Origin of the sequence: Salipiger bermudensis (assembly GCF_017309175.1) — a bacterium.
Classification (GTDB): Bacteria; Pseudomonadota; Alphaproteobacteria; order Rhodobacterales; family Rhodobacteraceae; genus Salipiger; species Salipiger bermudensis.
Genome location: NZ_JAEKJV010000009.1, coordinates 89,443 through 101,632 on the forward strand (window position 1 = coordinate 89,443; position 12,190 = coordinate 101,632).

The following is a 12,190-nucleotide window of genomic DNA, read 5'->3' on the forward strand; positions in this document are numbered from 1 at the left end:
CTGTCTGGGGCGATGCGATTCGTAGTCTAGCGCCTTTGAATCTGTTTCCTACTGTTGGGGAACAAAAAAAGCGCAGCGGGCCGAACCCGCTGCGCCTGTGTTGCCGAAAGGCAGACGAATTACTCGGCTGCGGCCTCTTCCGATGCCTCTGCGGCTTCGGCGGCCTTGGCGGCGCGAGCTTCGGCACGCTCCTGAGCGGCCTTGCCCGGCTTCGCCTTCTTCGGGTTGTTGCGGGCTTTCTTCTCGGCGACGCCGGCGGACTCGAGGAAGCGCGCGACGCGGTCGGTGGGCTGGGCGCCCTGGCCGAGCCAGTACTGCACGCGCTCGAGGTCCATCACCACGCGGCGCTCGTCATCCTTGGCGAGCAGCGGGTTGTAGGTGCCGAGCTTCTCGACGAAGCGGCCGTCGCGCGGCATGCGCGAGTCGGATGCGACGATGGCGTAGTGGGGGCGCTTCTTGGAACCGCCGCGGGCGAGACGAATCTTGATGGCCATTTCAGTTTCTCCTTATCGAATGGCGTTGGGTCGTGCCGGTTGAGCCGGCCTTACGATTGGTGTTGTTCGTGGTGCTTGATGACTTCCTGAATGACGAAATTCAGGAACTTCTTGGCGAAGTCGGGGTCGAGGTCGGCCTTCTCCGCCAGATCCTGCAGCCGCGCGATCTGCTTTTCCTCTCGCGCGGGGTCGGAAGGGGGCAGGTCGTGATGCGCCTTGAGGACGCCCACGGCCTGGGTGTGCTTGAACCGCTCGGCCAGCGTGAAGACGAGGATCGCATCCAGCCGGTCGATGCTTTCGCGGTGTTCCTTGAGCAGCGCCGCGGCGCGTGCCACCGGATCATGGGTCTCAGTCAATGGCCCAGCCTTTCGGTTTGAACAGGGGATCCTGGAAATTCGCGATTTCCATGTCGATGCCGTGGGCGAGCTGCGTGCCGCGCAGCGCCGCCGGGGCGGGATGGCGATAGACCGCGTCGGAGCCGTCGATCGAGGGGGCCTCGGCGTCCTTCGTTGCGCCGAGCCGTTCCGCGAGGCGGATCGAGTCGAGGTTCTTCGGGTCGATATAGCTGACCGCGGTGTCCCAGCCCTTCTCGTCGTAGAAGTGCGTGCGCACGCGATGGGTGGCTTCGAGCGCAAAGCCCTTGCCGCCCTTGTCGGGCCAGATGATCCAGGCGATCTCGCGCTCGGGCCATTTCGCCGGGCACCAGCCGCCGGCCATGCCGACGGTCTCGCCGGTGTCGCGCAGGTGGACCATCCACATGCCGAAGCCGCGGATCTCCCAGTGGCCGATCTCGGCGGCGTAGAGCATCCATGCCTCGTACGCGTTGAGCGGCCCGCCCATGAAGCGCGAGCGATACGAGGCGAAGGTGGCCTTGAAATCCGGGTAGTCCTGCGGTTCGGGCGCGCGCAGCACCAGGCGGGCAGTTTCGAGCACGGGAATGTCGTGATGCGCCATCACACGCCCTCCCGCTGCTCGGGGTGGCGGTAGACGTGGCAGGTCTGACCGAAGAGGGTGTCTTCGCCCTCGTAATGCGCGCCAAGCCGCAGCGCCAGCGCCCGCGACCGGTCGTTGGTCGGGTCGATCATGCTGATCAGCCGGGTCAGGCCGAAATGGCGGGCGGCGGCAGAGCGCGCCGCCTCGACAGCCTCGTGGGCATAGCCCTTGCCCTCGTAGGCGGCGAAGATGCCATAAGCCAGTTCCGGCTCGGGCCATTCGATATGGTGCAGCACGCCGGCATGGCCGATCATCTCGCCGCTGTCGCGCACGGTGATGTGCCAAAGGCCATAGCCACGCAGCTGCCATTGCCCGGCGCTGCGCAGGAGCATGCGCCAGACCTCGCCGCGCTCGGACGGGCCCCCGACATATTTCGAGCGCTCGTCGGCGAAGAAGCCGCAGAGCGGGTCGAGATCCTCGAAGCGCGGGGCGCGCAGCACGAGGCGGTCGGTTTCGATCACGGGCACCTTGACGCTCATCCCAGAACCTCCTCGGGTCCGGGATGGCGATAGAGCATGTCTTCGCCCATGCTGTAATTCATGTAGGTGCGCTCGTACGTGGCACCCATGCGCTCGGCCAGCGCCACCGAGCGAGTGTTGCCCGGCACGATGTTCGAGGTCAGCGTGGTCAGGCCGAGATCCTCGTAGGCGTAGCGACGCACGCGCTCGGCGGCCTCGCGGGCGATGCCGCGGCCCTCGAAACCCTCGAAGACCACCCAGCCGATTTCCGGCTCGGGCCAGCCCTCGGGGTTCCAGATGCCGGAGATGCCGGCGGGCGTGCGGGTCTCTTTCATCTCGATGGTGAAGTAGCCGTAGCCGCGCAACTGCCAGTGACCGATATTGAGCGCGAACCAGCGCCACGCGTCGCCGCGATGGTCGTAGCCGCCGAAGCCGTCGGCGCGCTCGCGGTCGAGCAGGAAGGCGATCATCGGCTCGGCATCGGCTGCTTCCGGGCCGCGCAGGATCAGGCGCTTGGTCTCGAGGCGGGGGGCGTTGGGCACGATCATGCGTAGGCCTCCGGGCTGCCATCCGCATCGGCGCGGTGACGGTAGACCACGGTCTCCGCCGGGGTCTCGCCCGCGGGCAGCGGCGCGTCCTCGTCATGCTTGGCGCCAAGCCGCTCGGCCAGCGCGATGGAACGGTCGTTGCCGGGGGTGATATAGGAGACCAGCGTCTCGAAGCCGGTTTCCCACGCCCAGTGCAACGCCGCCTGCGCCGCCTCGGCGGCATAGCCTTTGCCCTCGGCGCCCTCGAGCAGGGTCCAGCCGATCTCGGCCTCGGGGAAATGCGGCGGCTGCGACAGGCCGACCTGCCCGACGAAGCTGCCGTCCCTGGTTTCGATGCCCCAGTAGCCGAAGCCCCGCAGGTCCCACATGCCCACCTCGGACGCAATCCAGCGCCACGCTTCCTTGCGCGGAAGCGGGCCACCCATGAAGCGCGCGCGGTCGGTCTCGAACAGGTCGCAAAGCGCCTCGAGATCGGCCAGCACGTGGCCTCGCAGGGTCAGCCGCGGGGTATGGAGGACGGGGGCGGGCACGGGCTTACTTCTTCTTCCCCATGCCGCTCAGGCCGGGCGGCAGGCCACCGCCGCCACCCATGCCGGGCAGGCCGCCGGGCATCCGGCCGCCCATCGCCTTGGCCGCCTGTTCCAGCGCCTTGGGGTCCATCTGGTTCGGGTCCATGCCCTCGGGCATGCCGCCTTTGCCGAACATGCCCTTCATGGCCTGTTTCAGCATGCCGCCTTTGCCCATCTTGCCCATCTTCTTCATCATGTCGGACATCTGGCGCTGCATCTTCAGCAGCTTGTTGAGATCCGACACTTCCATGCCAGCACCCTTGGCGATGCGCTTCTTGCGCGACGCCTGCAGGAGCTGCGGGTTGGCGCGCTCCTTCTTGGTCATGGAGTTGATCAGGGCGATCTGCTGCTTGAGGATCTTGTCGTCGATCCCCGCGCCGTCCATCTGCTTGGCCATCTTGGCGGCGCCGGGCAGCATCTGCATCATGCCTTCCATGCCGCCCATCTTGATCATCTGCTCGAGCTGCATCTTCAGGTCGTTCATGTTGAACTGACCCTTGGAGAAGCGCTTCATCATGCGCTCGGCCTGCTCGGCCTCGAGCGTCTGCTGCGCCTTCTCGACCAGCGCGACGATGTCGCCCATGCCGAGGATGCGGCCCGCGACACGGTCCGGCTCGAAGGTCTCGAGCGCGTCCATCTTCTCGCCAAGGCCGACGAACTTGATCGGCTTGCCGGTGACCGCGCGCATCGAAAGCGCCGCACCGCCGCGGCCGTCGCCGTCCATCCGGGTCAGCACCACGCCGGTGATGCCGATGCGGGTGTCGAAGTTCTCGGCGGTGTGCACCGCGTCCTGGCCGGTAAGGCCGTCGACCACTAGCAGCGTCTCGCGCGGGTTGGCGACGTCGCGCACTGCCTCGACCTGCGCCATCAGCTCTTCGTCGATCGACAGGCGACCGGCGGTGTCTAGCATGTAGACATCGTAGCCGCCGAGGCCCGCCTGGGTCTTGGCGCGCTTGGCGATCGCGACCGGGTCCTCGCCCTTGACGATCGGCAGCGTGTCGACCCCGATCTGGGTGCCGAGGATGGCGAGCTGTTCCATGGCGGCGGGGCGGTTGACGTCGAGCGAGGCCATCAGGACCTTCTTGCCGTCGCGCTCCTTCAGTCGCCGGGCGAGCTTGGCTGTGGTGGTGGTCTTGCCGCCGCCTTGCAGGCCGACCATCAGGATCGGCGCGGGCGGGCTGTCGACGCGCAGCGAGCCGGGCTCGCCTTCGCCGGCGAGCACGGCGATGAGCTCGTCATGGACGATCTTGACGACTTGCTGGCCCGGCGTGACCGACTTGGTGACCGCGGCGCCGGTCGCCTTTTTCTCGACCGCCTTGATGAACTGGCGCGCCACCGGCAGCGAGACGTCGGCCTCGAGCAGGGCGACACGCACCTCGCGCAGCGCGGTGCGGACGTCGTCCTCGGACAGCGCGCCCTGTTTCGTCAGCCGGTCGAAGACGCCGCCAAGGCGCTCTGATAGATTCTCGAACATGGGGCCGCTGGCCTCCCGTCTGTTGTCCTTGTGCCCTCCCGAGATAGGGACGGCGGCGCGATGAGTCATCGGGGCAATGCAGAATGGCCCCCGTGGGCGCAACGCGCTGACGGAGGGCGATCCCGGGCAGACCCCAAGGGACCGGAGGCGCAATAAGGCTTCCGGAGTCGCCACGCGGATACGGCGCGCGGGCCTGCGAGTCAAGCTTTACGGGCTTTGCAGGTGCAGCAATCGTTGGTCCCACATGTTGCCGCGGCACACGTGATGCGCTAGCTGGACTCCGCAGCGGCATCGGCTGGCGGGAGACTGCTCCGAGGTTGGGCTTTGGCTGCGGCAGACTGCGCAAAAATAGCACAGGTGGTTATTTTGCGCGCGGAATGCTGCCGGTGCGAGAATTCAGGCTGGTCGATTCGGCCTTTTGCCGCTAAGGAAAGTACGAGAAACGCTCATTTTTGAGGTGAAGAATGAAACTGAAGTCTCTTATGACCTCCGCAGCCATCCTCGGCATGGTTGCTTCCTCCGCAGCATACGCAGCTGGCCCGACCGAAGTCGTGGTGGAAGACGATCCCTACGCGCTGGCCGCTCCGGCAAGCTCGTCGTCGGACGCAGGCACCATCGCGGCCGTCGTCGGTGGCGCCGCGCTGATCGCTCTGATCGCGTCGTCGTCGGACGGCTCGTCCAGCAGCAGCAGCAGCAGCTCGACCAGCGACTGAGCTCATTGCTGAGCACGTCGGGGTCGTACCGTCCCGTCGCAGAGAATTTGAGATGCGCCCCCGCTTGCGAGGGCGCATTTTTCTTGGGCATCGACGGTCTTTCCGGTGTCGCGGCCTTCCGCCCGGCCTGCCGGCATGCTGCCCGGAGAATCTCTTTTCCCGTCGCGTGCTTGCAACGCGGTGATGGTTCGTACCATACCGGGTTGAGTGTGATCCGAAGCGTGGACCTAGAATGACCAACTGGGATGAGATCCGCACCGCCTACCAGGTGGCGCGACTGGGAACCGTCAGCGGCGCGGCCGAGGTTCTCGGAGTTCACCACGCCACGGTGATCCGGCATATCGACGCGCTCGAGGCGCGCATGGGCGTGAAACTCTTCCAGCGCCACGCCCGCGGCTATACCCCCACCGAGGCCGGGCAGGATCTGGCCCGGGTGGCGCAGGCCACAGATGACCAGTTCCAGCAACTCGCCGGTCGCATCAAGGGGCAGGGCGAGGGGGTCTCGGGCGAACTTCTCGTCACGTCGCTGATCAACTTCTCGCCGTTGATGGTCGGGGCGCTGGAGTCCTTCCGCGAGGCTTATCCCGAAATCGTGGTGCGCTACCTGACCGGCACGCGTCTGTTCCGGCTTGAATACGGCGAGGCGCACGTGGCGCTCCGGGCGGGCTCTGCCCCGCAGGAGCCGGACAACGTGGTGCAGCCCTTCGCGCGGCAGGCGGTGGCGCTCTTCGGGGCGCGCAGCTACATTGAGCGGCGCGGCAAGCCCGACAGTGTCGAGGCGCTGCAGAGCCATGATTTCGTGGGCTATGACGATCCCGATTCCCGCGCGCCCTACGCTATCTGGATGAAGAAGAACGTCCCGTTCGACCGAGTGGTGTTCCGCGCCGAGGACGGTCGTGTGCAGCAGGAGGCGGTGCGTGCCGGCGCCGGGCTCGGCTTCATGGCCGAGCAGGAGGGCCGCGCCGACCCCGATCTGGTCCAGATCCTGCCCGCGCAGGAAGACTGGTCCTCGCCGCTGTGGCTGGTGACCCATGTCGACCTGCACCGGACCCCCAAGGTTCAGGCCTTCCTGAAACATCTCAAGGATTACGCGACGGAGCGCGACAAGGCGTGAGCCCGGCAAGTCAGGGCCACCTCGCGATGCTGAGCTTCTCGGCGCTGGTCGCGGGCTCTTTCGCCATGGGATCGCTCGCGGCGCCGCATATCGCGCCGACGGCGTTGAACGCGGTGCGCTTCGTGCTTGCGGGGCTGATCCTGTCGGGCGTGGCGGCTGCCAGCGGGAAGGTGACACGCGCCTCGCTCGAGGCGCCGTGGCGCTACCTCGTGCTTGGCGGGCTGATGATCGCGTATTTCGTGCTGATGTTCGAAGGCCTCAAGACCGCGGCCCCGGTGAGCATGTCGGCGGTCTTCACCCTGACGCCGCTGATGGCGGCGGGTTTCGGCTGGCTGCTGATGCGCCAGCGCATGACCGGGCGAATGGCTCTGGCCCTCGCGGTGGGCGCCGTCGGCGCGCTGTGGGTCATCTTCGACGGCAGCCTTCAGGCGGCGCTGCGCTTTGGTGTCGGGCGCGGCGAGGCGGTCTACTTCGTCGGCTGTGCCGCCCACGCCGTCTATGCGCCGCTCGTGCGCAAGCTGAACCGTGGTGAGCCGGCGCTGGTCTTCACGCTTTGGACCAACCTCGCGGGTACGGCAATGCTGCTGATCTGGGGGTGGCCCGCGCTGATGGCGACGGACTGGGCAGCGCTGCCGCCGATCGTCTGGATCACCATCGCCTACACTGCCATCGCCGCCACCGCGGCCACTTTCGTGCTCCTGCAGTTCGCGGCGCTGCGCCTGCCCTCGGCCAAGGTCATGGCCTATACCTACCTCACCCCGTCCTGGGTCATCCTCTGGACGCTGGTGCTGGGGCAGGGGGTGCCGCCGGCGGTGATCCTCGTTGGTGTGGCGCTGACCGTGGTGGCGCTGCTGCTGCTGCTCAAGAACGAGTGACGGTCAGACGCGGTCCTGGTCCTGGATCGCAGGCCCGGTGCCGAGCTCCTCGGCGAGGAAGCGCTCGAAGGCGTCGAGATTGACCGGCTCGACAAGCCCGAATCCCACCATCCAGACCGAGGCCTCGCGCAGCGCATCCGGCTCGAGCTTGCACCATTTCACGCGGCCACGCTTTTCCTGGCTGATCAGTCCGGCCGCGGCGAGGATGGCGAGGTGCTTGGAGACCGCCGCAAGCGACATCTCGAAGGGGTCGGCCACGTCGGTCACTGCCATGTCGTCCTCGAGCAGCATCGCGAGGATGCGGCGGCGGGTCGGGTCTGCGAGGGCGGCAAAAACGGCGGAGAGCGTGTCGGTCATGTCGCCATAAGCCGTGCCGCCGATGGCATCGTCAAGCCGGTCTCGGTCATGCTCAACCGCGCAGTTGAATAAGGAATAGTGCCTCCGTTGGCGCTAACCTGGCGCTGGGGGCTTTGATGTGAGAGAGGGTGTGAATTTAAAAACATTAGATATCAAAGTCTTAAGGTGTCTTGATCGTCTGTTCACCGGTTCTTGACTCGGGGCGCTCCGCCGCATAGCAACATCGCGAAACTCCTTTTGGACTGAACAGTGAGCGACCCCGATCCGAAGCAGCAACTCGATGCGCTGGAGGCGAAGATCGCGGCGGCCAAGGCCGCCCGGGAAAGCGACAAGGTCCATCAGGAGGAACACTATTCCCAGGCACAGCTCGCCTGGCGGATGGTCACGGAGATGGTTGCCGGTCTCGGGATCGGCTTTGGCATCGGATACGGGCTCGACGTGCTGTTTGGCACCACCCCGTTCCTCATGGTGCTGTTCACATTGCTGGGGATCGTGGCGGGTATCCGGGTGATGCTGCGCAGCGCCGCCGAAATCCAGCAGGCGCAACTGGCCAAGCAGGCCGGAGAAGACGAGAAGAGGGATCGCAATGGCGACTGAAGCAACGCACGGTGCTGAGATGGCCGGACACGGCGCAGAGAACGCCGCCGAAACGGGTGGTCTCGTCTTCCACCCGATGGACCAGTTCATCGTCAAGCCGCTGTTCGGCGACGGTGCGGTTGGCATGTTCACCATCACCAACGTCACCCTGTGGATGCTGATCGCGATCCTCGTAATCGTCGCGCTGATGGTGTTCGGCACCTCGCGCCGCGCTGTCGTTCCCTCGCGCAGCCAGTCGGTGGCCGAGCTTGCCTACGGCTTCATTCACAAGATGGTCGAGGACGTGGCCGGCAAGGACGGGCTCGTCTACTTCCCCTACATCATGACGCTGTTCATGTTCATCGTGATCGCCAACTTCCTCGGCCTGATCCCGATGAGCTTCACCACCACCTCGCACTTCGCGGTGACCGTGGTGCTGGCGCTCTGCGTGTTCCTCGGCGTGACCATCCTCGGCTTCGTCAAGAACGGCGCCTCCTTCCTGAGCCTGTTCTGGGTGTCGTCGGCGCCGATGGCGCTGCGCCCGGTCCTGGCGATCATCGAGATCATCTCGTACTTCGTGCGCCCGGTCAGCCACTCCATTCGTCTTGCCGGCAACGTCATGGCGGGCCACGCGGTTCTCAAGGTGTTCGCAGGCTTCGCTGCCGTCGCCGCGATCTCGCCGCTGACCATCGTCGCGATCACCGCGATCTACGGTCTCGAGGTTCTGGTGGCCTTCATTCAGGCCTACGTCTTCACGATCCTCACCTGCGTCTACCTCAAGGACGCACTGCATCCGCACCACTGACGTAGCGGCGGGGCCCGCGCCCCGCTCTACCCCGCAGAACACCCCTATCGATCACTTCCACACGTAAGGAGATACCACCATGGAAGGTCAACTCGCACACATCGGCGCAGGTCTCGCAGGTCTCGGCACCGGTCTCGCCGCACTTGGTGTGGGCAACGTCGCCGCGAACTTCCTCGCCGGCGCGCTGCGCAACCCCTCGGCTGCTGCTTCGCAGACCGCGACCCTGTTCATCGGCATCGCATTCGCCGAAGCACTGGGCATCTTCTCCTTCCTCGTTGCTCTGCTGCTGATGTTCGCCGTCTAATCGACGGAACGAAAATCCTTACGCGCGGGCGGTCCCGTCCCTGACGGGCCGCCCGATGTAGAGACAACGTTCCGACGGAGGACGACATGGCGACAGAACCCATCGCCGGAGAATTCGCGAGCGCCTGCGTGGACAGCCATGGCTCTGCCATCGGCATGCCCCAGCTGTGCGCTGAGTGGATCCCGAACCAGGTCTTCTGGCTTGTCATCACGCTTGTGGTGATTTTCTTCGTGCTGTCGCGCATCGCTCTGCCGCGGATCGCATCCGTCCTGGCCGAGCGCCAGGGCACGATCACGAATGACATCGCCGCCGCAGAGGAGCTGAAGCGCCAATCCGCCGACGCCGAAGCGGCGTACGACAAGGCGCTCGCGGATGCCCGTGCCGAGGCCCAGGCCATCGGTCAGCAGACCCGCGACGAGATCAAGGCGCAACTCGACGAGGCGACCCGCGAAGCGGACGCCCAGATCGCGGAAAAGACCGCCGAGTCGGAAGCGGCCATCGCCGAAATCCGTGCCTCGGCCCTCGCGAATGTCGAGATCGTCGCAAAGGACACCGCGGCAGCCATCGTGGCGGCCCTTGGTGGCAAGGCGGATCAGGCAGCCATCTCTTCGGCTGTCGACAACCGGATGAAAGGGTGAGCCGATGCGTAAGCTGATCATCACCAGCGCCCTTGGCGCAAGCCTTGCCAGCCCCGCGCTGGCGGCGTCCGGCCCGTTCTTCTCGCTGCGCAACACCGACTTCGTGGTGCTGCTCGGTTTCCTGCTCTTCCTTGCTGTCCTGGCCTACTTCAAGGTCCCGGGCATGCTGGGCAAGCTGCTGGACAAGCGCGCCGACGACATCCGCAACGAGCTCGACGAAGCGCGCGCGCTGCGTGAAGAGGCCCAGACGCTTCTTGCCTCCTACGAGCGCAAGCAGCATGAGGTCTCTGCACAGGCGGACCGCATCGTTGCGAACGCCAAGGAAGAGGCCGAGATCGCCGCCGAACAGGCCCGCAAGGACCTCAAGGATGCTATCGCACGCCGTCTCGCTGCCGCAGACGACCACATCGCTTCGGCTCAGGCATCGGCCGTGAAGGAAGTGCGCGACCGTGCCGCAATCGTGGCCGTGGCGGCTGCCCGCGATGTCATCGCGCAGCAGACCAGCGCTGCAGACAAGGACCGGATGATCGACGAGTCGATCGCCGAAGTCGGTGCCAAGCTGCACTGACCCGCAAGGTCCCCGAGAATTCCAAGAAGCCCGGCCACTGGTCGGGCTTTTTTCTGTCCCGCGGTCGGATTTGCGGCACGTGGAACACGGTCGGGGCTTGCCTTGCCGTTGCGCCATCGGCAAGACTTTGCTTGTTGGCTCCCACCAGATACGGTAGCCCGACCAGGTCCACAGCGGTACATGTGGTCATCAGGACAAGAGGGTAGCGTGGCACATATCATCGTCGTCGGGAACGAGAAGGGCGGGGCGGGCAAATCCACCGTCTCGATGCATGTGGCCACCGCGCTTGCCCGGCTGGGCTACAGGGTCGGGGCGCTCGACCTCGACCTGCGTCAGCAGACCACCGGCCGCTACTGCGACAACCGCCGCCGCTTCCTCGAGAGCGAGGGGCTCGAGCTGCCCAGCCCGCATTACATGGAGCTGCCGCAGGTCGATCCCTCCGAGCTGGCGCCCGGCGAGAACGCCTATGATCACCGGCTGAGCAAGGCGGTTTCGATGCTCGAGGCTGACAGCGATTTCATCCTGATCGACTGCCCCGGCTCGCACACCCGCCTGAGCCAGGTGGCGCACACGCTTGCCGACACGCTGATCACCCCGCTCAACGACAGCTTCATCGATTTCGACCTGCTGGCCCGCATCGACGGCGACGGCGAGAAGATCCTTGGCCCGTCGGTCTATTCCGAGATGGTCTGGAATGCCCGGCAGCTGCGCGCACAGGCCGGGCTCAAGCCGATCGACTGGATCGTCCTGCGCAACCGCCTCGGCGCCCAGCAGATGATCAACAAGATGAAGATGGAGAAAGCGCTCGAGCGTCTTTCCAAGCGCATCGGTTTCCGCATCGCGCCGGGGTTCTCCGAGCGGGTGATCTTCCGCGAACTGTTCCCGCGTGGCCTGACGCTGCTCGATCTCAAGGATATCGGCGTCAAGCAGCTCAACATCTCGAACGTGGCGGCGCGCCAAGAGCTGCGCGACCTGATGAGCACGCTCGATCTGCCCGAGGTCGAGATCCGCTTCTGAGGCGGCGCTAGCGCAGCCGCCAGGCCAGCGCCGCAACGCCGATGCCGGAGGTCAGCAGTTCGATACCGAGAAAGATCCCGAGGATGCCGCCACCGGCTTCCGGGATGGCGAAGATGATCCAGAGGCCGAGGGCCACGGAGATCGCCCCGGCCAACGCCAGCCACCCCCAGCCGCGCCGCTCGCGCAGGTGAAAGGCGAGCAGGACGCGCAGCAGCCCGACGGCGATGAAGAACCCGGCGATGATCAGCGTGAGCGAGACGATTCCGGCGAGGGGGTTGGCCAGCAGCGCGACGCCGAAGGCGAGCACAATGAAGCCCAGCAGCCCCGAGACAAGCCGGGCAGAGCCGGGCCCGTCATCCTGAAACGCGATCCACAGCTGAAGGACTCCACCAAGCAAGAGGATGCTGCCAGCGATGGCCACTGCGGTCAGCGATGCGGCAAAGGGGTTCAGGAAGGCGACGACCCCGCCGACGATGAGCAGCGCGCCGAGGACCAGCAGCCAGCGCCAGTCGGGCCCGAGCGGGCGGCGGGGTCGGGTCTCGCGTCGGGGCATGGGATCGGACATGGGGCACTCCTCTGGGCTGCAGGGAGAACCACGCTGGAGCGTCCCCGTTCCATCACCATGCCGCGACACGGGATTGCGCGAAAGGCAGGACTCGGGGTTTCTCGTGTGTCACGACAGAGGGC

The 12,190-nt window shown here is 66.0% G+C and carries 18 protein-coding genes; 9 read left to right on the forward strand and 9 right to left on the reverse strand.

Annotated elements, in window-relative coordinates; translation table 11 throughout:
* Nucleotides 1-119: 119 nt before the first annotated feature.
* Genes rpsP through ffh form a run of 7 tightly spaced genes read right to left on the reverse strand, consistent with a single transcriptional unit; the run spans nucleotide 120 to nucleotide 4,536 of the window.
* Nucleotides 120-494, reverse strand: coding sequence for a 30S ribosomal protein S16 (gene rpsP, locus JF542_RS13605; RefSeq protein ID WP_207076239.1), 375 nt, complete (start codon nucleotides 492-494; stop codon nucleotides 120-122).
* A 50-nt stretch (nucleotides 495-544) separates the two neighbouring features.
* Nucleotides 545-850 (reverse strand): chorismate mutase, encoded by a 306-nt coding sequence (locus tag JF542_RS13610; protein ID WP_007796617.1) that lies wholly within the window; start codon nucleotides 848-850, stop codon nucleotides 545-547.
* Complete coding sequence (locus tag JF542_RS13615; protein ID WP_207076240.1) at nucleotides 843-1,448, reverse strand: GNAT family N-acetyltransferase; 606 nt, start codon at nucleotides 1,446-1,448, stop codon at nucleotides 843-845. Before JF542_RS13615 ends, JF542_RS13610 begins: the two co-directional genes overlap by 8 nt.
* Nucleotides 1,448-1,966 (reverse strand): GNAT family N-acetyltransferase, encoded by a 519-nt coding sequence (locus JF542_RS13620; RefSeq protein WP_207076241.1) that lies wholly within the window; start codon nucleotides 1,964-1,966, stop codon nucleotides 1,448-1,450. The genes JF542_RS13615 and JF542_RS13620 overlap by 1 nt, the downstream gene beginning before the upstream one ends.
* Entirely contained in the window at nucleotides 1,963-2,493 is a 531-nt protein-coding gene (locus JF542_RS13625) for a GNAT family N-acetyltransferase (RefSeq protein ID WP_207076242.1), read from the reverse strand. Before JF542_RS13625 ends, JF542_RS13620 begins: the two co-directional genes overlap by 4 nt.
* Nucleotides 2,490-3,023: a GNAT family N-acetyltransferase gene (locus JF542_RS13630; protein ID WP_207076243.1), complete on the reverse strand. Its 534-nt coding sequence runs from the start codon at nucleotides 3,021-3,023 to the stop codon at nucleotides 2,490-2,492. The genes JF542_RS13625 and JF542_RS13630 overlap by 4 nt, the downstream gene beginning before the upstream one ends.
* 4 nt (nucleotides 3,024-3,027) lie before the next feature.
* Complete coding sequence (ffh, locus tag JF542_RS13635) at nucleotides 3,028-4,536, reverse strand: signal recognition particle protein (RefSeq protein WP_007796631.1); 1,509 nt, start codon at nucleotides 4,534-4,536, stop codon at nucleotides 3,028-3,030.
* A 464-nt stretch (nucleotides 4,537-5,000) separates the two neighbouring features.
* Here ffh and JF542_RS13640 point away from each other — a divergent pair, with 464 nt between their 5' ends.
* The 3 genes from JF542_RS13640 (at nucleotide 5,001) to JF542_RS13650 (ending at nucleotide 7,238) form a co-directional block, all read left to right on the forward strand.
* A complete protein-coding gene (locus JF542_RS13640; RefSeq protein WP_242533749.1) occupies nucleotides 5,001-5,249 on the forward strand; it encodes a hypothetical protein in 249 nt (82 codons plus the stop codon).
* A gap of 232 nt (nucleotides 5,250-5,481) precedes the next feature.
* Complete coding sequence (locus tag JF542_RS13645; RefSeq protein ID WP_207076244.1) at nucleotides 5,482-6,363, forward strand: LysR family transcriptional regulator; 882 nt, start codon at nucleotides 5,482-5,484, stop codon at nucleotides 6,361-6,363.
* A gap of 26 nt (nucleotides 6,364-6,389) precedes the next feature.
* Nucleotides 6,390-7,238: a DMT family transporter gene (locus JF542_RS13650; RefSeq protein WP_207076326.1), complete on the forward strand. Its 849-nt coding sequence runs from the start codon at nucleotides 6,390-6,392 to the stop codon at nucleotides 7,236-7,238.
* A gap of 3 nt (nucleotides 7,239-7,241) precedes the next feature.
* Here the strand turns inward: JF542_RS13650 and JF542_RS13655 are convergent, their stop codons facing one another.
* The gene (locus JF542_RS13655; RefSeq protein WP_007796643.1) at nucleotides 7,242-7,595 is read right to left on the reverse strand and encodes an ArsR/SmtB family transcription factor; all 354 of its coding nucleotides are present in this window, start codon (nucleotides 7,593-7,595) and stop codon (nucleotides 7,242-7,244) included.
* A 249-nt stretch (nucleotides 7,596-7,844) separates the two neighbouring features.
* Here JF542_RS13655 and JF542_RS13660 point away from each other — a divergent pair, with 249 nt between their 5' ends.
* From JF542_RS13660 to JF542_RS13685, 6 genes are all read left to right on the forward strand, one after another.
* On the forward strand, nucleotides 7,845-8,192 hold the full coding sequence (locus JF542_RS13660) for an AtpZ/AtpI family protein (RefSeq protein WP_207076245.1): 348 nt from the start codon (nucleotides 7,845-7,847) through the stop codon (nucleotides 8,190-8,192).
* On the forward strand, nucleotides 8,182-8,976 hold the full coding sequence (locus JF542_RS13665) for a F0F1 ATP synthase subunit A (protein WP_195903843.1): 795 nt from the start codon (nucleotides 8,182-8,184) through the stop codon (nucleotides 8,974-8,976). Before JF542_RS13660 ends, JF542_RS13665 begins: the two co-directional genes overlap by 11 nt.
* A gap of 79 nt (nucleotides 8,977-9,055) precedes the next feature.
* Complete coding sequence (locus JF542_RS13670; RefSeq protein WP_007796655.1) at nucleotides 9,056-9,280, forward strand: F0F1 ATP synthase subunit C; 225 nt, start codon at nucleotides 9,056-9,058, stop codon at nucleotides 9,278-9,280.
* A gap of 86 nt (nucleotides 9,281-9,366) precedes the next feature.
* Nucleotides 9,367-9,918 carry a F0F1 ATP synthase subunit B' gene (locus tag JF542_RS13675; protein WP_007796658.1) on the forward strand — a complete coding sequence of 184 codons (552 nt, stop codon included), beginning with the start codon at nucleotides 9,367-9,369 and terminating at the stop codon, nucleotides 9,916-9,918.
* Nucleotides 9,919-9,922: 4 nt separating this feature from the next.
* Entirely contained in the window at nucleotides 9,923-10,486 is a 564-nt protein-coding gene (locus JF542_RS13680) for a F0F1 ATP synthase subunit B (RefSeq protein WP_207076246.1), read from the forward strand.
* A gap of 207 nt (nucleotides 10,487-10,693) precedes the next feature.
* The gene (locus tag JF542_RS13685; RefSeq protein WP_007796664.1) at nucleotides 10,694-11,503 is read left to right on the forward strand and encodes a division plane positioning ATPase MipZ; all 810 of its coding nucleotides are present in this window, start codon (nucleotides 10,694-10,696) and stop codon (nucleotides 11,501-11,503) included.
* A gap of 7 nt (nucleotides 11,504-11,510) precedes the next feature.
* Here JF542_RS13685 and JF542_RS13690 read toward each other — a convergent pair whose 3' ends face one another.
* Nucleotides 11,511-12,068 carry an HdeD family acid-resistance protein gene (locus JF542_RS13690; protein ID WP_207076247.1) on the reverse strand — a complete coding sequence of 186 codons (558 nt, stop codon included), beginning with the start codon at nucleotides 12,066-12,068 and terminating at the stop codon, nucleotides 11,511-11,513.
* Nucleotides 12,069-12,190 lie beyond the last annotated feature (122 nt).

Bases quoted from the DNA above. Each gene is read 5' to 3' on its own strand.
- rpsP (WP_207076239.1), bottom strand. From the start codon at position 494: ATGGCCATCAAGATTCGTCTCGCCCGCGGCGGTTCCAAGAAGCGCCCC.
- JF542_RS13615 (WP_207076240.1), bottom strand. From the start codon at position 1,448: ATGGCGCATCACGACATTCCCGTGCTCGAAACTGCCCGCCTGGTGCTG.
- JF542_RS13620 (WP_207076241.1), bottom strand. From the start codon at position 1,966: ATGAGCGTCAAGGTGCCCGTGATCGAAACCGACCGCCTCGTGCTGCGC.
- JF542_RS13625 (WP_207076242.1), bottom strand. From the start codon at position 2,493: ATGATCGTGCCCAACGCCCCCCGCCTCGAGACCAAGCGCCTGATCCTG.
- ffh (WP_007796631.1), bottom strand. From the start codon at position 4,536: ATGTTCGAGAATCTATCAGAGCGCCTTGGCGGCGTCTTCGACCGGCTG.
- JF542_RS13640 (WP_242533749.1), top strand. From the start codon at position 5,001: ATGAAACTGAAGTCTCTTATGACCTCCGCAGCCATCCTCGGCATGGTT.
- JF542_RS13645 (WP_207076244.1), top strand. From the start codon at position 5,482: ATGACCAACTGGGATGAGATCCGCACCGCCTACCAGGTGGCGCGACTG.
- JF542_RS13650 (WP_207076326.1), top strand. From the start codon at position 6,390: ATGCTGAGCTTCTCGGCGCTGGTCGCGGGCTCTTTCGCCATGGGATCG.
- JF542_RS13655 (WP_007796643.1), bottom strand. From the start codon at position 7,595: ATGACCGACACGCTCTCCGCCGTTTTTGCCGCCCTCGCAGACCCGACC.
- JF542_RS13665 (WP_195903843.1), top strand. From the start codon at position 8,182: ATGGCGACTGAAGCAACGCACGGTGCTGAGATGGCCGGACACGGCGCA.
- JF542_RS13670 (WP_007796655.1), top strand. From the start codon at position 9,056: ATGGAAGGTCAACTCGCACACATCGGCGCAGGTCTCGCAGGTCTCGGC.
- JF542_RS13675 (WP_007796658.1), top strand. From the start codon at position 9,367: ATGGCGACAGAACCCATCGCCGGAGAATTCGCGAGCGCCTGCGTGGAC.
- JF542_RS13680 (WP_207076246.1), top strand. From the start codon at position 9,923: ATGCGTAAGCTGATCATCACCAGCGCCCTTGGCGCAAGCCTTGCCAGC.
- JF542_RS13690 (WP_207076247.1), bottom strand. From the start codon at position 12,068: ATGTCCGATCCCATGCCCCGACGCGAGACCCGACCCCGCCGCCCGCTC.